The organism is Flavobacterium sp. LC2016-23 (assembly GCF_009674775.1).
GTDB lineage: Bacteria > Bacteroidota > Bacteroidia > Flavobacteriales > Flavobacteriaceae > Flavobacterium.
Genome location: NZ_WKKE01000010.1, coordinates 124,811 through 148,411, shown reverse-complemented (window position 1 = coordinate 148,411; position 23,601 = coordinate 124,811). Strand labels below are relative to the sequence as shown.

General features: G+C 35.1%; 24 protein-coding genes. 9 read left to right on the top strand and 15 right to left on the bottom strand.

Features of this window, described 5'->3' with window-relative positions:
- Positions 1-83 precede the first annotated feature (83 nt).
- Entirely contained in the window at positions 84-983 is a 900-nt protein-coding gene (locus GJU43_RS10555) for a NifU family protein (RefSeq protein ID WP_154340725.1), read from the bottom strand.
- A 143-nt stretch (positions 984-1,126) separates the two neighbouring features.
- Between GJU43_RS10555 and GJU43_RS10550 the strand changes: the two genes are divergently transcribed.
- Positions 1,127-2,116 (top strand): type IX secretion system membrane protein PorP/SprF, encoded by a 990-nt coding sequence (locus GJU43_RS10550; RefSeq protein WP_154340724.1) that lies wholly within the window; start codon positions 1,127-1,129, stop codon positions 2,114-2,116.
- Positions 2,117-2,127: 11 nt separating this feature from the next.
- Positions 2,128-2,646, top strand: coding sequence for a gamma carbonic anhydrase family protein (locus GJU43_RS10545; RefSeq protein ID WP_154340723.1), 519 nt, complete (start codon positions 2,128-2,130; stop codon positions 2,644-2,646).
- 88 nt (positions 2,647-2,734) lie between these two features.
- On the opposite strand, the gene GJU43_RS10540 is transcribed toward GJU43_RS10545, so the two are convergent.
- From GJU43_RS10540 to GJU43_RS10515, 6 genes are all read right to left on the bottom strand, one after another.
- Complete coding sequence (locus GJU43_RS10540) at positions 2,735-3,451, bottom strand: LytTR family DNA-binding domain-containing protein (protein WP_154340722.1); 717 nt, start codon at positions 3,449-3,451, stop codon at positions 2,735-2,737.
- 103 nt (positions 3,452-3,554) lie between these two features.
- Positions 3,555-4,265: an intradiol ring-cleavage dioxygenase gene (locus tag GJU43_RS10535; RefSeq protein WP_154340721.1), complete on the bottom strand. Its 711-nt coding sequence runs from the start codon at positions 4,263-4,265 to the stop codon at positions 3,555-3,557.
- A 7-nt stretch (positions 4,266-4,272) separates the two neighbouring features.
- Positions 4,273-5,379: a sensor histidine kinase gene (locus GJU43_RS10530; RefSeq protein ID WP_154340720.1), complete on the bottom strand. Its 1,107-nt coding sequence runs from the start codon at positions 5,377-5,379 to the stop codon at positions 4,273-4,275.
- On the bottom strand, positions 5,380-5,676 hold the full coding sequence (locus tag GJU43_RS10525; protein WP_229655036.1) for a DUF4907 domain-containing protein: 297 nt from the start codon (positions 5,674-5,676) through the stop codon (positions 5,380-5,382).
- A gap of 22 nt (positions 5,677-5,698) precedes the next feature.
- Positions 5,699-6,706: a kelch repeat-containing protein gene (locus tag GJU43_RS10520; protein WP_154340718.1), complete on the bottom strand. Its 1,008-nt coding sequence runs from the start codon at positions 6,704-6,706 to the stop codon at positions 5,699-5,701.
- Positions 6,707-6,722: 16 nt separating this feature from the next.
- Positions 6,723-7,565: a DUF6268 family outer membrane beta-barrel protein gene (locus GJU43_RS10515; protein WP_154340717.1), complete on the bottom strand. Its 843-nt coding sequence runs from the start codon at positions 7,563-7,565 to the stop codon at positions 6,723-6,725.
- A gap of 231 nt (positions 7,566-7,796) precedes the next feature.
- Here GJU43_RS10515 and GJU43_RS10510 point away from each other — a divergent pair, with 231 nt between their 5' ends.
- Both GJU43_RS10510 and GJU43_RS10505 read left to right on the top strand, forming a co-directional pair.
- Entirely contained in the window at positions 7,797-9,122 is a 1,326-nt protein-coding gene (locus GJU43_RS10510; protein WP_229655035.1) for a DUF4270 family protein, read from the top strand.
- Positions 9,123-10,358: an aromatic hydrocarbon degradation protein gene (locus GJU43_RS10505; RefSeq protein ID WP_154340716.1), complete on the top strand. Its 1,236-nt coding sequence runs from the start codon at positions 9,123-9,125 to the stop codon at positions 10,356-10,358.
- Positions 10,359-10,362: 4 nt separating this feature from the next.
- Here the strand turns inward: GJU43_RS10505 and murI are convergent, their stop codons facing one another.
- The 8 genes from murI to GJU43_RS10465 all read right to left on the bottom strand — a co-directional run bounded on the left by murI (position 10,363) and on the right by GJU43_RS10465 (position 18,928).
- Positions 10,363-11,139 carry a glutamate racemase gene (gene murI, locus GJU43_RS10500; protein WP_154340715.1) on the bottom strand — a complete coding sequence of 259 codons (777 nt, stop codon included), beginning with the start codon at positions 11,137-11,139 and terminating at the stop codon, positions 10,363-10,365.
- A 304-nt stretch (positions 11,140-11,443) separates the two neighbouring features.
- Complete coding sequence (locus tag GJU43_RS10495; RefSeq protein ID WP_195760037.1) at positions 11,444-11,947, bottom strand: OmpH family outer membrane protein; 504 nt, start codon at positions 11,945-11,947, stop codon at positions 11,444-11,446.
- A 14-nt stretch (positions 11,948-11,961) separates the two neighbouring features.
- Positions 11,962-12,960 carry an OmpH family outer membrane protein gene (locus GJU43_RS10490; RefSeq protein ID WP_154340714.1) on the bottom strand — a complete coding sequence of 333 codons (999 nt, stop codon included), beginning with the start codon at positions 12,958-12,960 and terminating at the stop codon, positions 11,962-11,964.
- Positions 12,961-13,002: 42 nt separating this feature from the next.
- Positions 13,003-15,753 (bottom strand): outer membrane protein assembly factor, encoded by a 2,751-nt coding sequence (locus tag GJU43_RS10485; RefSeq protein ID WP_154340713.1) that lies wholly within the window; start codon positions 15,751-15,753, stop codon positions 13,003-13,005.
- On the bottom strand, positions 15,686-16,426 hold the full coding sequence (locus GJU43_RS10480) for an isoprenyl transferase (RefSeq protein ID WP_154340712.1): 741 nt from the start codon (positions 16,424-16,426) through the stop codon (positions 15,686-15,688). The genes GJU43_RS10485 and GJU43_RS10480 overlap by 68 nt, the downstream gene beginning before the upstream one ends.
- 4 nt (positions 16,427-16,430) lie before the next feature.
- Positions 16,431-17,117, bottom strand: a complete 687-nt coding sequence (locus GJU43_RS10475; RefSeq protein WP_154340711.1) for a DUF6089 family protein — start codon at positions 17,115-17,117, stop codon at positions 16,431-16,433.
- 173 nt (positions 17,118-17,290) lie between these two features.
- Entirely contained in the window at positions 17,291-18,175 is an 885-nt protein-coding gene (locus GJU43_RS10470; protein ID WP_154340710.1) for an NAD kinase, read from the bottom strand.
- Positions 18,176-18,268: 93 nt separating this feature from the next.
- A complete protein-coding gene (locus GJU43_RS10465) occupies positions 18,269-18,928 on the bottom strand; it encodes a CBS domain-containing protein (protein ID WP_154340709.1) in 660 nt (219 codons plus the stop codon).
- A gap of 116 nt (positions 18,929-19,044) precedes the next feature.
- Here GJU43_RS10465 and GJU43_RS10460 point away from each other — a divergent pair, with 116 nt between their 5' ends.
- From GJU43_RS10460 to clpP, 5 genes are all read left to right on the top strand, one after another.
- Entirely contained in the window at positions 19,045-19,758 is a 714-nt protein-coding gene (locus tag GJU43_RS10460) for a pyridoxine 5'-phosphate synthase (protein WP_154340708.1), read from the top strand.
- 131 nt (positions 19,759-19,889) lie between these two features.
- Complete coding sequence (locus GJU43_RS10455) at positions 19,890-20,654, top strand: alpha/beta fold hydrolase (RefSeq protein WP_154340707.1); 765 nt, start codon at positions 19,890-19,892, stop codon at positions 20,652-20,654.
- A 166-nt stretch (positions 20,655-20,820) separates the two neighbouring features.
- Entirely contained in the window at positions 20,821-21,165 is a 345-nt protein-coding gene (locus GJU43_RS10450; RefSeq protein WP_154340706.1) for a phage holin family protein, read from the top strand.
- Positions 21,166-21,282: 117 nt separating this feature from the next.
- A complete protein-coding gene (locus tag GJU43_RS10445; RefSeq protein ID WP_154340705.1) occupies positions 21,283-22,605 on the top strand; it encodes a trigger factor in 1,323 nt (440 codons plus the stop codon).
- A 317-nt stretch (positions 22,606-22,922) separates the two neighbouring features.
- Positions 22,923-23,597 (top strand): ATP-dependent Clp endopeptidase proteolytic subunit ClpP, encoded by a 675-nt coding sequence (clpP, locus tag GJU43_RS10440; RefSeq protein WP_072961284.1) that lies wholly within the window; start codon positions 22,923-22,925, stop codon positions 23,595-23,597.
- The last annotated feature ends 4 nt before the right edge of the window (positions 23,598-23,601 follow it).

The following is a 23,601-nucleotide window of genomic DNA, read 5'->3' as shown; positions in this document are numbered from 1 at the left end:
TAATTTATTGAAAATTAAAGAGATACGATTGTATAAAAAAAGCGCCTTTATTATTAAGGCGCTTCTGTTTTTTAGGATTTTTTTTATGCATTTATTGCTTCCACTTTAATAGCCTCATCGTTCAGCATACTTTTCAGCATATTTTCGATACCACTTTTAAGCGTAAAAGTAGAAGAAGGACAACCACTGCAGGCCCCTTGTAAAATTACTTTAACGGTCTTGTCATCTTCATTATAGGACTCAAAAGCAATATTTCCTCCGTCAGCCGCTACTGCCGGTTTTACATATTCCTCCAGGATGTTAATGATTTGTTGGGAAGTCACATCTAATTTGTCAAAAGCTTCATCTTTGGTAATGTCGTTTTTAGTAGCAACTTCGATTAAAGTTTCGTCTAAAACAGTTCCTCCGTTTTCAATAAACTGTTTGATAAAAGTTCGGACTTCAAGTGTGATTTCCTGCCAGTCATTGATGTCATATTTGGTTACCGAAATATAATTTTCATCAATAAAAACCTCTTTTACATATGGGAATTTAAACAATTCCTTTGCCAATGGAGAAGAAGCGGTCTGGTCGATATTTTTATATTCTACAGCGTTTCTGGTCAGCATTCTGCTTACGACAAATTTTAGTGCCGAAGGATTCGGAGTTGACTCGCCATAAACGGTAATCGGCTGTTTTTTAGCAGCGTTTTCGTCAATTTTTATAATCACGCCGCCTTTGTCTACAAATGCAGTAATTTGTTCGGCAACAGCATCTTTTACGTCGTCCCATTCTACAATACTGTATCTTTCAATGGCAATAAAATTACCGGAGATATAGACTGTTTTTACAAACGGAAGATAGAATAGTTGCTGTGCCAGTGGAGAAGCACTTGCCTCATCGATATTTTTAAATTCAAAATTTTGATTCTGAGTAATGAAATCTTCAAACTCAAACTTTAAGATCGTTGGATTTTGAGTTTCTTTTATAGTGATTTTTGTCATGAGTTGTATTTTTTGGCAAATTTAGTAAAGTTATTTTCTACTAATACCTATATTTGGTTTTTTAATAAAATAATTAAGACTCTTTTCAAATTAATCGTATTAAAATAGAAGAGTCAAAAATATATTTAAACAAAATTGCCTTTATGGAATTTAGAATCAAGGTTTTATTTATTTTTTTGGTTACCTCTTTATACTCTTATTCACAAGAAGGCATTCCAGTTTATTCAGACTATTTATCCGATAATTATTATTTAATCCATCCTTCCATGGCGGGAGCTGCCAATTGTGCGAAAATACGATTGACAGCCCGAAAACAATGGTTTGGCCAGGAAGATGCGCCGTCTCTTCAGACTTTAAGTTTTAATGGAAGGATAGGAGAGCGTTCGGGAGCCGGAATTATTGTTTTTAATGATAAAAATGGCTACCATTCGCAAAAAGGACTGAAGCTTACTTATGCACACCATATTATGTTTTCACGAGATGAAGTTGATTTGAATCAGCTTTCTTTTGGTATAAGTGGCGGAGTAATCCAGAGTCAGCTGGACGAAACGCAATTTGGAACTACCTTTGATCCTCTTGTTTTCGGATCGATTCAGAAGGATTCTTATTTTAATGTCGATTTTGGAGCATCTTATAATTATTTGAATTTTTATGCTCATGCTACTGTTCAGGGTGTTTTAGAAACCAGAAGGGAATTATATACAGAATATGAAAGTAATAATTTAAGGAAATATCTGTTGAGTGCAGGGTATGTTTTCGGAAAAAGAGAAAGTATTACCTGGGAACCTTCCGTTTTATTTCAGCTGTTTGACGAGACAAAGGAAAAGTCAATAGATGTAAATGTAAAGGCTTATAAAAATATGGATTTCGGAAGCTTATGGGCGGCGTTATCGTACAGAAGAAGTTTTGATGGCGCACAATATAGTGCCGGAAATGGGGTTGCTTCTCAAAAATTACAATATATTACACCTATTATAGGTTTGAATTATAAAAATTTCATGTTTGCTTACACTTATTCTCAGGTTACCGGAGACGTGAAATTTGATACCGGTGGTTATCACCAGATTACTTTAGGAGTCAATTTGTTTTGTAAAAAGGAACGTTACGATTGTAATTGTCCTGCTATTAATTAAAATCTTTTGTTATGTTAATTAAATCTGTAAACGGAAAATCTCCATCCATTCCTGAGGATTGTTATGTGGCCGAAAACGCAACTATTGTTGGAGACGTTACTTTTGGAGATTCCTGCAGTGTTTGGTTTAACGCTGTTATACGCGGTGATGTACATTTCATTAAAATAGGAAATAAAGTCAATATTCAGGACGGTGCTGTTATTCACTGTACGTACCAGAAACATCCGACTATAATAGGTAATAATGTTTCGATAGGTCATAACGCAATTGTACACGGCTGTACAATTCACGATAATGTTTTAATCGGAATGGGTGCTATTGTAATGGATAACTGTGTGATCGAAAGCAATTCTATTGTGGCAGCCGGAGCCGTTTTAACGCAAAATATGGTTGTCACGTCAGGCAGCATTTATGCAGGTGTGCCGGCAAGAAAAGTAAAAGAGATTGATCAGTCTGACTTTGCGGGAGAAATTGAGCGTATTTCTAACAATTATGTCATGTATTCGGGCTGGTTTAAAGACGAAAAATAATTTAGTAAATTCCAAAAATAGAAATTCCAAATTCCAAGCTTGATGCTTATTGGAATTTGGAATTTCTATTTTGATTTTTTTTTAAAGGCTATAAATTGATTTTTTCGAAGAAAGCATTTTTGTAGCTTTCACTAATCGGAATTCGTTTGTCACTAATCAGAACTTTATTTTTTTGTATTGATTTTACATGCTTTATATTGATGATATACGACCTGTGAATTCTTGAAAATCCTTTACTGGAAAGTAAATTTTCGAGTTTTATTAAGCTGATTAAGGTTAGCGTAAATTTATTGTCTGTGGTATAGATTTTCACGTAATCTTTCAGGCCTTCGATAAATAAGATATCCGAAAAATTCATCTTTACATTTTCATATTCGGCTCTCACAAACATGAAATCCTGTTCTGCTTCCTGAGCTGCAGTGGTTTCCGAAATGGTTTGAATAGGAGCAGCCGGATTTAAAATCTGTTGTGCCCTTACGACTGATTTTAAAAAGCGGTGAAAAGGAATTGGTTTTACCAGATAATCAACAGCGCCAAGGTTGAAGCCTTCAACGGCATAATCGGAATAGGCAGTGGTAAAAATAATCAGAGGCTTTTTTTCGATCGTGTTCAGAAATTCAATTCCGGAGAAATGCGGCATCTGAATATCCAGAAAAATCAAATCGACATTGTTCTGATTGATGAAAGAAACAGCATCGATGGCATTGTTGAAGGTACTCACCAATTCAAGCGAATCTATCTTTCTCACAAAATCTTCTAATAATTCAACTGCTAAAGGTTCATCGTCTATAATTACACATTTCATTTGCCTGAAATTAGATTCTTAAATTTGGTTTGGTGCTCAAAAGTAGTCTGAAACCCCTAAAATAAGTTTTAAAGTTTTCATAAAATACGTTTTACGGATTAAATTACGCGTTTACAACAATAGTTTTGCTCAGGGTATAACCATCTGTTAAATTGCCTGTTAGTGTTGCTAATTCATTTGCTAAACTGTCCGAAAACACATTGTCTTTGGTGTTAGAGGTATCAGCCTGTCCGTGAGAAACATAATTAGTACTTGAATATACCGCACTGGAAATATTTTCAGGAAATGCAATTTGGGTTACCAGTAACGAAGTGCCGCTGCTGGTTAGAACTTCAACATGTACATGTGGCGCCCTGCCCTGATACCAGCCGGGAAAAATCGAAAGAAAAGATACTTCGCCTTTAGAAGATGTAGTTTGTCTGCCTCTCAGAAAATGAACTGCGGTATAATCTGTTTGCTGCATTCCGGTTCCTCCGTATTCCGAATAGTTTCCGTCTTTATCACAATGCCAGACATCAACCAGAACACCTTCGAGGGGTAAGCAGCTATTGTTTTTGTTTTCGATTGTTAAATTGATAAGAAGGGCGATCCCGATTCGGTCTGATTTGATGTTTTCCAAAACTAACTGACTTGGTGTTTTTATCGGAAACGGACCTTTGGTTTCAGAAGGGGAAACGGTACAGCTTCCATCAGCTGAAGCATTGGCATCGTCATTGTTGTTGTCGTCTTTAGAGCAGGATTCTAATAATTTGGCAGCGGTTGCTAATGAAGCAATTCCTAAAATACCATTTCGGATAAATTTTTTTCTGTCCATAACGTTCTTAATTTATTGCGGTTTGAATGCTGTCTAATTTCAGGTTCAAATGCACCCGATAGAACTTGCTGTCCTGTGTTATGGCAAGTTCATGTGCATTTGGATAAAGTAAATCCAGGCGACTTTGAATATTTACTAATCCAATCCCTGAATTTTCGGGGTCTTTCACATAATTTTCAATTGTGTTTTCTATCCAGAAATCAAGATTGTTGTCTAATATGAAAATTTTGATTTTTACATGCGCGGCGCCTTTGTAATCGGTACCATATTTAAAAGCATTTTCTACAAAAGAAATCAGCAGCAAAGGTTCAATAAACTGATGTCTGGTGTCACCATGAACATTTATTACAATGTCCTCTATGTTGTTGAGCCTGAGTTTTTGTAATTCGATGTAATTTTGAATGTAGTTGATTTCTTTTTCTAAAGCCACCGTTTGATTGTCTGTTTCATACAGCATATACCGCATTAATTCAGATAATGTCACGATGGCATCAGGGACCAAATCAGATTTCTTGTGTGCCAGTGAATAAATACTATTTAATGAATTGAATAAAAAATGCGGATTGGTTTGTTTTCTTAAATAAATCAATTCAGTATTAGTCCTGTGGGTTTCGGCAATTAATTTGTTTTGTTGATTGTTATAAAATTCAGTTAATGTTCTGATAATAGCACTAATCGTAATAATCAAAATGTAAAAAAGAGAAGGACCAATCTTAAAAAATAAAGGCTGTTTTGCCATTACTGCCCGAACAGAGTGGCCTTTTAAGTATAACCTCACGCTTTCGGGAGGAGGAGCCATTCTGAGTGGTGGTCGTACCGGTCTAAATTCAGGCATGAAGTAATTCATCCTTATAATCATAAAAAGAATGATTAATGCTAAAACAAAAACGAAATAAAGCCAGTACTTTTTTTCCAACAGCAAGACAGGAACCAAATAAAAATAGTTCAGATAAAACAAAACAATACCGGTAAACCATTGTACATAAAAATCATTACTAATCGTAAACGGACTTTCGTAAAATTGAATCAATGAAGTCAGGATAAAGAAAACCCATATAATGACATGGAACAGGATTTTGTTTGAGCTGGTATTTTTTATGGCACCTATGTTCATTTAGAATTTTATTTTTAATAAAATTAAATCATTTTTAGTTACCGTTGGCGATATGTTTTGGCTGAGTTTTTTTTCGACCAGATTGGCAACTTTAAGAGCATCTTCTTCTGTCGAAAAACTTTTAGAATCGTTTATTACAGGGATAATAGATTGTCTGATAATGATTTTATCTTTGTAGGTAATGGAATATCCCCATCCTGAAGCTGTTTTAAAGGTTTCCGTTTTTAATGTATTGTTTTTGGTACAGGCTGTCAGCTGCAAAGCAAGTAAAATAAATAAGAAATTCTTCCGGTTCAATAGCCGGAAGAATTTTTTTGTATTAATTGTCATCATCATTTTGTTCCTCTAACGGTTTAAATTCCCAGGCATCATCATAATAAGTAGAACCTATTCTTCCTAACATATAGAAACTGCGGTTATTGATCGTAAAACCAACGGCATCTGTTCTTGAGGCACCTTCCATAGAAGTTCTTTCAGTCCAGAGATCAGTTGATGGATTATATTCCCAAATGGTGCTCAGCCCTTCGCCACCTACAATATATCCTAATCCGTTCAAGGCAAAACCGGACGCATTAGAGCGAACAATAGAATAGTCATCGTTGTAAGAGTCATCGTCGTCCTCATCCTTGTCTATGTCTCTTTTTCGGGTCCAGACATCGGTAGCAGGATTAAATTCCCAAAAATCTTCCTGATAGACACCGTTATTAATTCCGGTGACCAGATAGGCTTTGTCATTAATTACGAATACAGACGCATTACGTCTCTTATTTCCGCTAAATCCGTTCATAAGTGTCCATGTATTGGTCTGATCGTCATATCGGTAGAAGTCTTTTAAATAGTTTCCGTCATAACCCGTTCCAAAATACGCTTTTCCCCCTGCCTGAAAACCTACGGCAGCATATCTTGCCGTACCTGCAAAATCCGTTTTCTGGGTCCAGCTGTTGGCTGCAGGGTCATATTGATAAAAATCTTTTAGTTTATTCGTCCCGTCATAGCCAAGACCAACATATCCTTTGTCGTTTAGCGTAAAACTTGAGGCAGAACTTCTTCCAATACCTGTGAAATCTGCTTTTTGTTCCCAATAATCACCATTTGAATTATAAGCCCATAAATCTTTTAAATATTCATCTCCGGTATAGCCGGTAGCTACATAAGCATAGTCTCCAATAACAAAGCTGGTAGCACTGGATCTTGCAGGCCCGTCAAAGGATGATTTTTTTATCCAGTTTCCAATTAAATCGTCATCGTCATCGTCGTTACTACAGCCGATAAAAAACAGGCTGGAAAGCAGTGCCGCGAATAATATTCCTTTTTTTAGATTATTCATAGTGTATTAAATTTATTTATTGTTTGTATTTGATCCCGATTCCTAAAATGTACCCGTTACCGGTATTAAAATCATAGACTTTATGATTTTCTTCGTCGATAAGATTGTATTTTTTATTAAAATCATAGCCGGCCTTCAGGTTTATAAACCAGTTTTTGTCTACATTTCTTTCATATTCGAAAGCAGATGTCATTTGCGACATACTAACCTTAGAAGCTTTGTCCGTCTGATTAATTGAATCATCCAGATTGTAAAAGCTGCCGTTAAAGGTATTGGTCAGGCTGAACGTATTTCGAATATTATTACTGTAAGAGAATCTGGAATCCGGAAATCCGATCAGCAAAGCACTTTTATCATTTACATTATAATTTAAGGACAGCGTAGGAATGAATGCAGCATATCCAAAAATGGCTGTTCTGGCAGCTCCGACATTGATACTCAATTTTGAATTCAGTTGCTGCCTGATTTCAAGACTTCCCAAAAGCGAAAAATCAGAAGCATCAAGGTTTTGCTGAAAATTAACAGTCGGGATAACATTAATATTCAGCTTTGTTGTATTTGAAAACTCCTTCGTGATTTCAAATTTGTTTTGAAGCCGGTTAAAATTATCCGGTCTTTCAAAGGTTTTAAAACTCCCTGACTCATAATTTACTTTCAAATTCGTGTATGCTAATGTATTGGTTATGGTATTAGTAGTACTGATTTTTTTATGAAATGACAGTACTGCATTCGTTTCATTAAAATCAATTTTTGCTGTTGGTTCCGTTTTAATATTCATTTCAGCAGAAAAATTTTGCTGCGCTTTCATATTATAAAATGAAATCAAAAAAAGAGAACCTATTAAAAGCCTTATTTTCATTACTTATATTATTGGCTCAAAAGTAGGTGCCTAATGTTTTTAAAAAAAAGAAGATATATGTATGGCACTTTTTGATAGACTAAACAGCCTTTTTTATGGCTGAATGATCTATTTGTTTATATAAGCCTGTTATAGATGTTTTTTTGCTTTTTATAGTACAAAAAGGCCTGACTGTATATGTTATAGTGTGATGCAGAAGAGCGGCATTTATATTTGTGCAAAAATATGATTATGCACAAGTTTATAGTAATGTTGTTTTTTGCTTTTACCCTATTTTCATGCGGAACAGATACTGATGCGGGAGAGTTTGTGGTAGGTTCGGATTATCTGGCGGTCAATAATAAAGTGATTTTAATTGATACCGTTACGGTCGAAATGTCAACCATAAATTTTGACTCGCTCGTGACTTCAAATCAAAGCAGAATTTTGATAGGAAATTATGACGACCCCATTTTCGGAAAAGTAAAATCCGATAGTTATTTTCAATTGCAGTCGGACACCTATTCCCTACCAAGTGCAGGCTCTGATACGCAGGCTGTTAATTACGTTTTTGATTCTATTTCCATGATTTTAAAGTATAATAATTATTTTTACGGAGATACTACAAAAGTGCAGACATTTAATATTCATCGGGTACTTCAGAAAATAAAGCCTAATACTGATGATAACAGTTTTTACAATAATTCAACTTTAAATTACGACGCAGCAAGTTTAGGGTACGTTTCATACAAACCGAGGCCTGTTGAAAAAGATTCCATTAATATAAAAATGGATCCCGTTTTTGGATCAGAAATTTTTCAAAGAATAAAAAAGAGAGAAATTACCGATTTTACCAGTTTTACGGAATACTTAAAAGGATTGGTTCTTGTACCGTCAGTTTCTAATTCTGCAAGTATTATTGGTTTTAATCCGTCAACAAGCATAGTCAGGATGTACTACTCAAAGTACCAGAGCGGCGACGAAAAATCTTTGTATATCGATTTTGCGATTACAGATTTTGGAAAACAATTTAACTCGATTTCATTAGACAGATCAGGCACAATACTTCAGAGTTTACCAGTTTCGAGCAGCAGGCTTTCGAGTTCGTTAACCAACAGGCAGGGATTTATACAATCAGGAACAGGAGTCGCCTGCAGAATTGATTTTCCAAATATAAAACAGCTGAAATACATTTCAGATAATGGAGCAATTGTAGACGCCGAATTGATTTTGAAACCGGTTACTAATTCCTTTTCCGAACAATATCCTTTGGCCGATTCGATACAGGTGCATGTCGCTGATAATCTGAACCGAATTAGCGGTACATTATTAAGTCCCTCGGGATCTGCCGTATATGGAATAATAAATAAAAAGAGTGATGAGTTTAATGAAAACATGGGATATTCTTTTCGAATTGGAAATTTTTTGCAAAAAGAAATACTGAAACAATCCGATTCAAGGTCCTCTTTGATTCTGACATTGCCGGGAATTAATAAAGCCGTAAACAGGATTGTTTTAGGGGACCAGAAACATCTGAACAATAAAATCCAGCTGAAAATTTATTACATCTCTTATTAAATGAAAAATAAAATAGTTTTTCTTAGTGGCTTCATTTTAATGTCGCTAAACATGTTCTCTCAGAGTATCTCAAGTTCACCTTATTCCTTATACGGTTTAGGAAGCCTGTATGATTCAGATTTTGGTTCAATTCCGGCTACTGGTTCCTCAGGAATGGCTCTGCCATCAGATAATTTTATAAATAATCTCAATCCGGCTTCTTTAGGATATCTGCCTTTAAATCATTTTATGTTTGATATTGGCGGAAAAGCCATAGCGACCACTTACCAGAGCAGCTCAAAAACTGAAAAGAGAAATAATTTTCAGTTTTCGCACATCGCTTTTGCTTTTCCGGTAACTAAAAACTCGGCATTTAGCGCTGCTTTGAGACCATATTCCAGTGCGGCATTTAAAATTTCTAATTTGAAATTGCCTATTGAGAATAGTCAGGAATTCTATTATTTAACAGCAGCTGGTTCGGGAGGACTAAATAATTTTGATTTTTCATACGGATACCGATTCGGAAATAAACTGTCATTAGGTCTTACGGGAACTGCGTTATTTGGAAGTACTACAGATGAAAGAAGTTATGTAGTTTCGAATTCACTTACAACGATTCATAAAGAAACAAGTTATAAAGGCGTGCGCGCAACTTTAGGAACTCAGTATAAAATTGATTCAACTTTTACAATTGCTTCAACTTTTAAAGCACCAAGCAGAGTAAAGGCGACAAAAGTGCAGAGTGTTGAAAGTATAACGGGTGGAGTAGAAAGTGTTTTCGAATACAATAAAGCTTCCGATACAGACGATTATTATTTACCTCTGGAAATTGGTATAGGAATCAGTAAACGTTTCAAAAATAATTTAAATATGACTTTAGATTATGAAAAAAGTCTTTGGAATGATACAAATCAATCGGAGTTATTCGGGAATTTTGTGAATCAGGACAGGTTTGCGTTAGGATTTATCTTTAAGGCCAAAAAAGATACGAGAAGCTATTGGGATAAAATTCAATATTCAGCAGGTGCAAATTTTGATACCGGCTATCTTGAAGTGGACGGAAAAAGAATCAATAATGCAGCAATATCTGTCGGACTTTCACTGCCAATAGAAAATACCTTTTCGGCATTGAATATCTCGTATTCTTACGGACAAAAGGGAAAAGTCTCCGATAATCTTATAAAAGAAAATTATCATAAAATATCACTCAATTTATCTTTGGATGGTATTTGGTTCGTTAAGCGAAAATTCGAATAGGGATTTAGAAATCTTTTTCTATAACCGTATATTTATTTTTCAGGATGTCTTTTAAAACAGCAGGATCTGAATTGACATAAAAAACAGGTTCGCTTTTTTCTGCGTCCGAAAGACCCGCTTTTTCGCGCAGTACATTTTGTGTCTGACGTGCAACAGCTTCTCCGGAATCAATAATCTGAATATGCCCGGGAAGAATTTTTTTAATCTGTGGAATCAGGTACGGATAATGACTGCAGCCTAAAACCAGGTAATCGATATTGGCATCTATCATTGGTCTCAGATAGGTTTCTAATAATTGCGTCATTTCCGGTGAATTAAGATTTCCGTCTTCAATAAGCTGAACCAGTCCATGACCTACCTGTTCAATTATTGTTGTGTTCTGGAACATCTCTGCAGTTTTGTTGAACAACTCACTATTCAGTGTTCCCTTAGTAGCCAGAATGCCTATAACTTGTGTTTTTGAGTTAGTAGCAGCAGGTTTTATAGCAGGTTCAATTCCTATAAAAGGAATGTCATACGTTTCACGAAGTTCACGAATAGCATTTGTAGTAGCGGTATTACAGGCCACGACAATCAGCTTGCAATTGTTTGCGATTAAAAAATCTACGTTTTTTTTGCTTAAGCCAACAATCTCTTCTTTGGTTCTTTGACCATAAGGAGCATTTTTGCTGTCAGCCAGATAAATTGTTTTTTCGTTTGGGAGCAGTTCATGAATGGCGCTCCAGATGGAAGTTCCTCCAATGCCGGAATCAAAAATGCCTATAGGATTGTTATTCGTCATAAGACAAAGTTACATATTTCTATCTTTCTCTACAATCTCGGGTTTAAATAAAATAGGATTTAAATAGATATAAAATAGTAAGTTCAAATCTGCTTTTAAGTATAGATCTCCCGTTGAAATTTCAGGTAAAATGCAACTTTGAAAAGTGAGGGAGTTAATTGAAGTAAGGAATTAGTTGAGGGGTAAAGAACGGGTTCAGCTTCATTCGGAAAAACTGCAATACTGGGATTGAAAACTATAAGAAATAAAAAACGGCCCAAACTTAAAAAGCTGAGCCGTTTTTTATAAAAAGAATGTGTTTCTTTTAGAATCCTAAGTCTTTCTTTACATCAGCAGTGATGTTTGGACCATCAGCTAATAAAAGTGTAGAACCATCTAATACATATTGGAAACCTTTAGCTTTTCCAACTTTTTGGATAGAAGCTCTTACTTTTTCCATTAATGGTTTTACGATATCAGTTTCTTTTTGTTGAAGTTCTTTTTGCGCATTGTCTCTGTAATCAACAATTCTTTTTTGCATGTCCTGAACTTCTTTAGAACGGTCACCGTTTACAGCTTCAGTTACAGTAGCCGCTTCAGCTTCATACTTTTTAATTTTTACCTGATATTCATCAACCATTTTTTTGTATTCAGTATCATAGGTACCACTTAGTTTTTGCAGTTGATTTTGAGCGTCAAGCATTGCAGGCATTTTCGACATAATCTCGCTAACATCAACATGAGCTACCTTAGCCTGTGCGTTCATTGAATTACTCGCTCCTAACATTAGCATAGCAGCAATTAGTAAAGTTTTGATTTGTTTCATCATTTTTAAAATATTAATTAATTATTGGTCGTATTTGTTTTTTGTGTTTCGGCTTCTTTTGCTTTTTTAGCCGCTTCTCTTTCTTCTAAAATTTTCTTTTTTCTCTCTTCTAATTCCTTTTTTCGCTGTTCGAAAAGTTTTTGTCTTTCTTCGGCTTTACTGTTAGTAGCTGCGGGCTCAGCAGTTGTTGTTTTCGTTTCTGTTGCGGCAGCAGGTTTGTCAGTTGTTCCATCTGTCTTAGCTGGTTCAGAAACCGTGCCATTTTTCCTGGCTTCTCTTTCTGCTGCTATTGCTTTTCTTTTATCTTCGTATTCTTTTTTCTTAGCTTCCTGTTCCAGTTTTCTGTCCTGAATCAGTTTTTCTCTTGCGGCTTTCCTGTCATCCAGTACTTTCTGTCTGTCTTTCATTGCAGGATTTTCATCAATCTCATTTTCAATATTTTCTTTTGCCTCCTGCTGTTTCAATTGTTTTTTAGTCAATTGTTCCCGTTTATCAGTTCTGTTTAAGACACGGATCACCTGATCGCTGATGTCAAATCTTTTATTACTGAAAAGCATGGTCAGATCAGCAGATTTATCAAAAACAAAATCATAATTTTTGGCTTCCGCAATATCCTGAACAGCTGTAAAAACCTGATCCTGGATCGGTTTTGCCAAAGCAGTTTTATGACGGATTAAATTTCCGTCAGCTCCAAATTGCTTTTGCTGATAATCTAACATTTCTGTTTCCAGAAATTTAATTTCTGTTTCTCTTTCGTCAATCAGCTCTTTGGTAAGTAATGCTTTTTCAGCTTTGAGACTTTCCTTTAGCTTATTAATTTCTAATTTTTTGGATTCAATTTCCTGTTTCCATTTTTGAGCTTTTAACTCTAATTGTGCTGTTGCTTCTTTATAATCAGAGACATTTTCTAAGATATATTCCATATCTATGTAGCCAATTCTTGTCGATCTTGTCTGTGCCTGACTTGTATTAGCTACAATCAAGGCTAAAAATATAAATAAAAATTGTCTTCTCATAACATAACTTTATTTGATGATTTTTAACCAAACGTTATTTCTCTAAAATTGTTGTCCAATGATAAAGTGTGTTTCCCAACCATTTGCTTTATTCGTAACAGATCCTGGTAAAGCATCGAAACCATAACCAAAATCAATCCCCAATAATCCAAATGCCGGCATAAATACACGTAAACCAACACCCGCTGAACGGCTAAGATCAAATGGATTGTAATCTTTGAACGTTGGATAGGATGAACCTGCTTCTAAAAACGTAAGTGCATAAATAGAGGCTGATGATTTTAATGTAATTGGATAACGTAACTCCATGGAGAATTTATTATAAATGGTTGCCCCAATTTGCTGTCCGTATCTCGAATCTGTTTTATCTTCAATAATTGGTGTCAATGAATTGTTTGGATAACCTCTTAACTGAATAGTTTCTCTACCATCCATTGAGTAGTTTGCCATACCATCACCACCTAAATAGAAACGCTCAAATGGTACTACACCTCTTGACTGGTCATAAGCTCCTAAGAAACCAAATTCCGTTAGCGTTCTTAAAACTAATTTTCCATATACTTTAGTATACCAGTCTGCTTTGAATTTAACTTTGTAGTATTCTAACCAGTTGTATTTTTTCTGATCTACTTTCGCAGGATCTGCTGCTGCCTCCTGGTATGTATTTACTTTATTTCCTTTTGCATCAAGATAATCACCTTTTCTAATTACTACACCGTTGGCATCACCTTGAGTGGCATCTGCATCTGCTGTCCTTTTATATTCTTTCTGGTCGCCCAGTTTTGAATAATCAATCCCATTAAATAAGGAATAGGGAGGTGTAACTTTTGCAGAAATACTAAACTCCGAACCATAAGTTGGGAATATCGGATTAACCCCTTTATTACTTCTTGAAAGTCCGATCGTGTATGCTAAATTTCTTGACGCTCCATTACCAAAGGTAAACAATCCTGTATTATAATTGTTCAGGTCATAATGCTGATAACTTATCGATTGTGATAATACGAAGTAATCATCTGGCACAGTAAGTCTTTTCGCAAGACCAACTTGTAAGGTCAGGATGTTGAAACTTTTACTTTTATCTACAGATCTCGTAACGTAATTATTCAGGTATTGTTTACTGTACGATATAGAAGAACTAAATTGTACGGGTTTTTTTCCTCCAAACCATGGTTCTGAGAACGATACGCTATAGGTTTGAAAGTAAGTACTTCCCTGTAAGCGGAGCGAAACTTTTTGACCATCTCCCATAGGTAACGGTTTGTAAGATTCTTTATTGAATATATTTCTGGCAGAAAAATTATTGAACGAAAGCCCGAGAGTTCCAATAAAACCTCCACCGCCATAACCTCCCTGAAGTTCAACCTGACTGGATCCTTTTTCAACAACATGGTATTCGATGTCAACAGTTCCTGCACCGGCATCCACATTTTTGAATTTCGGATCGATCGCTTCAGGATCAAAGAAGCCTAGTTGTCCAATTTCACGGATCGTTCTTACTAATTGTTCTTTGCTGTATTTTTCTCCTGGCTTGGTTCTTAACTCACGGTAAATAACATGGTCATTTGTTTTGTCGTTTCCAACAACCGTTATCTTATTAAAATATGCAATAGGACCTTCGGTAACTCTAATTTCAAAATCTATAGTATCATTTACCGTTTTTACCTCTACAGCATTAATATTTGAGAATAAATAACCGTTGTTTTGATATAAATTGGTAATATCTTCTGCATCCGGTTTTGATTTGTCTGCAATTCTTTTTTCAAGAAGGACACCGTTGTAAACTTCTCCCTTTTTGATACCTAGATAACGATTCAGCAACTGATCCGAATACACGGTATTTCCTAAAAATTTAATATTTCCGAAGTAATATTTATTTCCTTCTTCCATTTTAATTTTAATGGCAAGCATGTTTTTGTCCTTGTTGTAAGTAACAGAGTCATAAATAATACGGGCATCTCGATATCCTTTTTCTTTATAAGTAGCAATTACTTTCTCTAAGTCGGTTTTGTATTTTTCAGGAATAAATTTGGAAGATTTTAAAACACGAAATACGTTTTTTTGCTTCGTATCTTTCATGGCTGCTCTTAGCTTATTATCAGTAAGTTGCGTATTGCCAATGAAATCGATACTGCTGATCTTTACCTTGTCACCTTTGTCTACCCTTACAAGCATATTTACCTGATTCCCAGAGGTGGTATCCCGAGTAGTTGTAATGGTTACTTTGGTGTTGTAAAAACCATCTTTTTTGTATTTATTCTCAATGTAATTTTTGGTGGTTGTAATTAAGTTTTCGTTTACAATTTTACTTTTAGTCAAATTGTTATCCTTAATAAGTCCTTCTACTTTGCTCTTCTTGATACCCACAAATTTAACCTCATTTAGTTTGGGAAGTTCAATAATATCAAGGTCAAGGTAGATACTGTCATTTTCGACTTTATTTACATAAAAAGCAATTTCATCAAAAAGGCCAAGTTTGCCTAATTTTTTAATAGCACCACTAATTTCTTCTCCGGGAACAGTAATTTCCTGTCCTTTCTGAAGACCTGAAAAAGTAACAACAGTTTGTTCATTGAAGCTTATTTTACCAACAACAGAGACTTTAGCAAGAATATATTTTTTTCCCTGATCAAAAGGAACTCTTTCTTGTGCTTTTATTTGTGAAAAACTACCCAAAACAAGTAGGGTAAGGACTATTTTTATTCTTTTTTGTAACACTAAAAAATTATTTAATTTGTTCACTGGTTTTTCCAAATCTACGTTCTCTTTTTTGATAACTAATAATAGCCTCATATAAATCTTGATCTTTAAAGTCTGGCCACAAGACATTAGTAAAATATAATTCTGCATAGGCGATCTGCCAGAGCAAAAAGTTACTTATTCTATGTTCTCCACTTGTTCGTATTAATAAATCTACGTCGGGTAAATTTTGCGTGTAAAGATGCTCATTTATAATTGAATCGTCAATAGTGTCTATTGAAATTATATTATTTTTAACTTTATCGCTGATGATTCTCACAGCATTTACCAATTCTTCTCGTGATCCGTAACTTAAAGCCAGCGTTAGAGTAAGACGTGTATTGTTTTTTGTTTTTTCAATAACATCCAAAAGCTCTTTTTGTGCCGAATTGGGTAATTTATCAAGATTTCCAATAGCTTTAAGTCTGATGTTATTTTCCTGTAGAGTAACCAGTTCTTTTTTTAATGAATTGATTAGGATTTTCATCAAAGCTTCGACTTCGAGTTTTGGACGATTCCAGTTTTCTGTTGAAAAAGCATACAAGGTTAAATACTCTATGCCAAGTTTAGCACAAGTTGTAATCGTTTTTTTTACGGATTTTGTTCCGTTTTCATGGCCAAAGGCTCTTAAAAAGCCTTGTTGCTTGGCCCAACGACCATTTCCGTCCATGATAATGGCCAGATGTTTGGGTAAATTTGTCTGATCTATAGAGTCTAGTAAGTTCATTTTATTATTCTGCGCAATAGCAAGGTTTTTGTCCAAAGGTATAAGTTAAAGTGATACCTGAAAAGACATACCAGTCATTATTATTTAAATTTCCAAAACGTAACGGGGCCAAATTTCCATTGTCGGGATTACTTCCGTCAATATTGTCCGTAAACGTGTATCGTGCACCAACTTCAGCTCCTAAAACTAAATGTGGAGTTACATTCGATTTTATTCCTAATATTATAGGTATAGCCAATGAATTCGAATTTTTCTCTTTTCTGGTTTGTCCTCCTGATGTTACGTATAATTCATCATAAGCAAAGAAACTTAAACCTGAATATATATAAGGTGTAATTTTTGGATGGTAGTCATGGAGGTTAAAATCAAAAAAATTAAATTCTAAACCGGCAGAAAGCTCTTTGATATTGTTTTTAAACTTGTAACCTCTTCTGCTTCTTCCCGTTTCTTCCGAATCAAGATCATTTCCTATAACACTTGATTGTGTGTACGAGAAGCGATAGGCATGACGGGGACTTTTATTCCACTTATACAAAATACCAAATGACGGCTTGTCAGGAGAAACATAAGATGTATTCCCTACATCACCCACAAAGTTACTTCCACCAAGAAAAACACCGATCTCATTGATTTGAGCGTTCAGTGTAATGAAGGGAAAAAAACATAACAATAAATTAAAAATTTTCTTCATTTAATTAAAAATTGCGTGCAAATATAATAATTATCAATACGAATCAACGTTTGTTTAGTTAAATGTGCTTTTTTTTCAATTTACATTATGATTTTGAGACATTTATTAAAGATTCGATACAGGCAGAACGGGAAAATGTGCTATAATCGTATAGCAGCGAATCAGAAAAAAGATTAATTTCTTTTATCTTCTCCCCAAAGCAATTTGTTTCTTAAGGTTTTCAGGAAGGTTTCGCCAGGAATTTCAACCATTTTTATTTTAAAATCCGTTTTTTTAATCGTCAGGATAGATTCATTTTTTACAGAAGAAATTCTGGAGTCCAATGAAACCAGATACTGGTCTTCTCTTCCCGAAACGCGAAGTTTTACTTCTGTGTCATCCGGAATAACAAGTGGTCTTGCCGTTAAATTATGTGGGGCAATTGGGGTAATCACCAAACTTTTTACATCAGGTGTTAACAATGGGCCTCCGCAGCTCAGGGAATATCCTGTAGATCCTGTTGGTGTTGATATAATTAATCCGTCAGCCCAATAGGAATTTAAATATTCATTGTTCAGATACGTTTCAACGGTAATCATAGATGTAGTGTCTTTCCTGCTTACGGTTACCTCATTCATCGCAAAATTCATTTCTGCAATGGCATCGTTTTCCGGCTCGCAGGTTAAACTCAATAAAGTTCTTTCTGATGTGGTGTAATTTTTGTCAATTACAAATTGTAAAAAAATATCAATATTTTCTTTTTGTACAGTAGCCAGAAAACCTAATCTTCCTGCATTAATCCCTAAAATAGGCACGCCTGAATTGCGAACCAGAGTGGCTGCTCTCAAAATAGTTCCGTCACCGCCAATACTAATCAACATTTCAAAGCTATCATCTAAGGAGGTGCTCGGTGAAAAAGTGGTATAGTCATTATTAACGAGCTGCTTTTCATAAAGCATCTTGAGAAAATTTTCCTCAATCACCATTTCAACATTATTCGAATGGAAAAAAGCGAAAATATCTTTTATGATAGGCTCGGTACTGTTTTGATAATATTGTCCGTAAATGGCTACTTTCATTTTTTGCAATTAGAGAATGAGTCAGTTGAATAATTGGATAATGTGTCGTTCATTAGGAATTATTTAATGGACTCATTACCTAATTTTCTAATTTTATATATTAAGGTATTTGTCTAAATAATCAGAACGTTCTTTTAGGCTGTTGATGTAGGTGTCCTCCTGATGTTCCGAAATAATTTCGTAATTATATCTTCTGAAAGTCTGAATAATCTCGTTCATTGCGCCTAATCCGATTTTTATGGTAATCTGAACATTTTCCCTATCCGCTTCGGAGATAAAACAGCCTAAAATTTTACCATTATTGCTTTCTATAATCTGAGTGATCTGACTCATGGAATAATCTATAATCCCCTTTTGAACAATAATAATACCTCCTTGTTCTTTTAAAAATGGAGTTTCATTAAAAAACTTCATAATATCTTCTATTTCATAATAGCCGATGTAGTTGTTGTTTTCGTCCAGAACAGGGACAGTATTGGTACGGTTTTTAGCAAAAACTTCTAAAAGATCCAGCCAGATCATAGATTTTCGTGCAAAAAAACGTTCTAAGGTGTATTTGTAATCGATAGCTTTCTTGTCTGTATCAAAAGTTTCAACATCATCAGCCGAGATGCTTCCAATAAAAATACCGTTTTCCAAAACCGGAAAATGTGAAAAATTTACGTCGGCAAAAAAGTCCTGAACCGACGCTATCGTTTCCTGGCTGTCGATTGCTCGAAAATCGTTTGTGATATAGTTGGTAATTTCTGTCATAAATCAGTTGTAGGTATTTAACGCAAAATAATCAAAAAATAGCAAAAACTGCTACGTTTTACTTTGTATTTTTGTGGTAACAAATATAATGTTACTAGAATTAATTATCTATTTATATGACAAAATTAAGTGTAAATATCAATAAAATTGCAACCCTGAGAAATGCGCGTGGCGGAAATGTTCCTGATTTATTAAAAGTAGCAACAGATATCCAGAATTTTGGAGGTCAGGGAATCACGATTCATCCACGTCCGGACGAACGTCATATTCGTTATCAGGATGCACGTGATTTAAAAGCCATCGTGCATACCGAATACAACATAGAAGGAAATCCTCAGCATAATTTTATCGATTTGGTTTTAGAATGCAAACCGACTCAGGTCACATTGGTACCGGATGCAATAGGGGCTATTACGTCTTCTGCAGGTTGGGATACGATTAAAAACCAATCTTACCTAAGCGAAGTTATCCAGGAATTTCAGCGTAACGGAATCAGAACTTCGATTTTTGTTGACCCGGTTTTAGAAATGATCGAAGGGGCAAAAAAAACCGGCACCGAAAGAATCGAATTGTATACCGAAGCTTTTGCTCATGAATATGATCTGGGAAATAAAAACGGAATTGATCCTTATGTGAAAGCAGCAGAATTAGCCAACGAATTAGGTCTCGGAATTAATGCAGGTCATGATTTGAGTCTGGATAATATTCAGTTTTTCAAACAAAATATTCCGGGCTTATTAGAGGTGTCTATTGGACATGCCTTAATAGCGGAAGCGCTTTATCTGGGTTTAGATAATGTGGTGAACATGTATTTGAATAAATTGAAGTAAGATTTGTAAAGAGTTATTTCTCAGAGATACACAAAAAAAACACAGAGATTCTCAGAGAAATTTTGTGCTTCTTTGCGTAAAACCTTTGTGAGTCTTTGCGGAATAAATTTTTCAATAAAAAAAAATATAAAATGTTATACTCAAAAATAGAAGGCGAAGGGAAGCCATTCATCATCATGCACGGTTTTCTGGGGATGTCTGACAACTGGAAAACCCTCGCGGGACAATATGTAGAGGCCGGATTTCAGGTTCATATTTTAGATTTGCGAAATCACGGGCGTAGTTTTCATTCGGATGAATGGTCTTATGAAGCCATGGTACAGGATGTGTTCGAATATTGTCAGGCCAATCAGTTGAATAAAATAGATATTTTAGGACATTCGATGGGGGGAAAAGTAGCAATGCTTTTTGCCACTACACATCCTGAAATCGTAGATAAGTTAATTGTGGCCGATATTGGTCCGAAGTTTTACAAACAGCACCACCAGGATATCTTGGCAGGACTTAATGCAGTTGATTTTTCTGTAAAACCAAGCCGTAGTGATGTGGAAGAAATTGTGGCCCAATATGTTCCTGATTTTGGAACCCGTCAGTTTTTGCTGAAGAATTTATACTGGAAGGAACCGGGACAATTAGCATTTCGATTTAATCTGGCTGTCTTTAATAATAACTTAGACGCAATTGGAAAACCTCTGGCAGATGATTTAGTTTTTAATCAGCCAACATTGTTTATTCGCGGTGGAAATTCCGGTTATGTTCTAGATACCGATTTTGATGCGATACGTCAGCATTTTCCAAAGGTCAAGTTCGAAACCATTCCAAATGCCGGACACTGGCTTCATGCCGAAAATCCTAAAATGTTTTTTGAGTTGACTACTGAATTTTTGAAAGAATAATTAATTTAGTTTTTTGCCACAGATTAAAAGATTCTGACAGATTAATACTTAGAATGTTTTATGAAAAATCTTTCTAATCCTTATAATCTGTGACAAAAAATAAAAATGCAGTAGTTGATAATTGTAAAATTCATTACTTTTATTAAAACTTTAAATCACAAAAAATATGAAATTATTATTAAGACTTCTTGTTACTGCTGCTCTGGTTTTGTTAATCGCTAATGTATTGTCAGGCGTTCACGTGGCCAGTTTCGGAACAGCTGTAATTGTTGCAGTGGTTTTGGGGTTGCTTAATATTTTTATAAAACCCATATTAGTCATCCTGACATTGCCGGTAACAGTTATTACTTTGGGTTTGTTTTTATTGGTAATTAATGCAGTCATTATTATGCTTTGTACTAATATTGTCGGAGGTTTTGCGGTTGATTCATTCTGGACAGCATTAATATTTAGTGTTATATTGTCTATACTTCAGTCTATTACTTATAAAATAGTAGGAGACGACAAATAAATCAAAATTGAAAACGGAAGAAAAACACCTTAAAATACAATGGATTAAAAACTTGGCTGGGTTGCAAAAATTTTATAATTTTGCAACCCAATTTTATTATGTAAATTAAACAAGAAGATGGATATTAAAAGAATAGCAACAGACGCTGTGAATGAAACGATTGTAATGACAGTTGTTCACATGGATTATAAAGGTCAGGTAGCAAAAAGAATAAACGAAAAAATGCCTTTGGCTACCGTAAAAGGTTTTAGAAAAGGACAAGTGCCTAAAGACCTTGTTGAAAAACAATACGGAAAAGCAATTAAGCAGGAAGAAGTTAAAAAAGTAGTTGATTTGGCTCTGGAGCGTTTTGTTCAGTCTGAAAGATTAAATCTTTTAGGAACTCCTCTTGCAAAAGAAAACGAAAACTTTGACTGGGATGCAGAAGAACTAACTTTCGAATACGAAATTGGTTTAGTGCCAAACTTCGAAATTAATTTAGAAGCTAAAAATGATATCGTAAAATATATCGTTACGGCGGATGATAAATTAATCGACGGACAAGTTGAGCGTATCCAGAAACAATTTGGAAAGCCAATTCCACAAGAAGTGGTTGCTGCAGATTCTGATTTGACAGGAACTTTCTCAAACGAAGAAAAAGGAATCAACAATACCACTACAATTTCTGTAGCTGCATTCAACAAAAAAGCAGGTGATAAATTCATCGGAAAAAAAGTGGGAGATGTAGTGAAAGTAAGCACTAAAGGTTTATTCGAAGACGATCACCAATTAATGGACTACCTGAAAGTAGGTCATGATGACGTTCACGGTTTAGATATTGAAGTAGATTTTACTATTGAGGCAATCAACGGTGCTGAACTGGCAGAACTAAACCAGGAGTTATTCGATAAACTTTTTGGTGAAGGAAAAGTAGCTTCTTTGGAAGATTTGAAAGCTAAAATTAAAGAAGATGCTGAAGCGCAGTTCGCACAACAGGCAGATCAGAAATTATTATTGGACGTTCAGGACTTCCTGATCGAAAGCACTAAATTTGATTTACCTGCTGAATTCCTTAAAAAATGGTTGCAGACTGTTGGAGAGAAAAAACTTTCTGCTGAAGAAGCTGAAGTAGAATATGCAAGATCTGAAAGAGGATTGCGTTTCCAGCTAATTGAAGGAAAAGCAATGGCTCAAAGCAATATCCAGATTACATTTGAAGATTTGAAAGCTTTTACAACAAATGCGATCAGACAACAAATGGCACAATTCGGACAAACAAACCCAACTGACGAAGAAGTACAGGGAATTGTAGCAAGAGTTTTATCGAACCAGGAAGAAGTAAAAAGACTTTCTGAGCAGGTAGTAGCTGAAAAATTGTTAGAGGTCTTTAAAGAAAAAGCAAATCCAACAACTAAAGAAGTTACTTATGACGAATTTATTGCTGCTTCATACGGAGAATAATTTCTAAAAAGAATAATATATTGGAGCGTCGGGAAGTTTTTTCCTGACGCTCTTTTGTTTTAATTTATTTTTGATTACTTTTCAGGAGCTAATCCGGCTATTCGTTACAAGTTTTTTCATGCCTGCCTTTTTTTGTTAAGGTAAAAAAAGAGCTTCCGCTGGTCGCTTTTTTATACCAACAAAAAATAGTTGTCATTTCAAAAAGCTTTTCACTGCTATCCGGGCTGGAAATAAGACAAATTGACATCCTTTAGAAAGAGGTATAACCTTTGATGGAGAATGAATAGATATAACGTAAAACTTAGAACACTTAAAATATGAACTACGGTAAAGAATTCAAAAAATTTGCTACAAAGCACCAGGGAGTAAACGCAATGTACTATGACAAAATCGTAGCTGCAATGAACCCGACCAATATGACTCCATATATTATCGAAGAGCGCCAGTTGAATATTTCTCAATTAGACGTGTTTTCCAGATTAATGATGGACAGAATTATCTTCTTAGGAACAGGTATCGACGATCAGATCGCGAATATCGTTCAGGCACAATTACTTTTCTTAGAAAGTGCTGATGCTTCAAAAGACATTCAGATTTATTTAAACTCTCCGGGAGGAAGTGTTTACGCAGGATTAGGAATTTATGACACGATGCAATACATTAAACCGGATGTAGCGACAATCTGTACAGGAATGGCAGCTTCTATGGGAGCCGTTTTATTATGTGCAGGTGCTGCAGGAAAACGTTCCGCTTTACCACATTCAAGAGTAATGATTCATCAGCCATCAGGAGGCGCTCAGGGAGTTGCAACTGACATGGAAATCAACTTACGTGAAATGCTGAAACTGAAAGATGAATTGTATAACATCATTTCACAACATTCAGGTCAGACTTTCGATAAAGTACATAAAGACAGCGAACGTGATTACTGGATGAAAGCTGACGAAGCTAAAGAATACGGAATGATTGACGAAGTGTTGAGAAGAAGCTAAAATT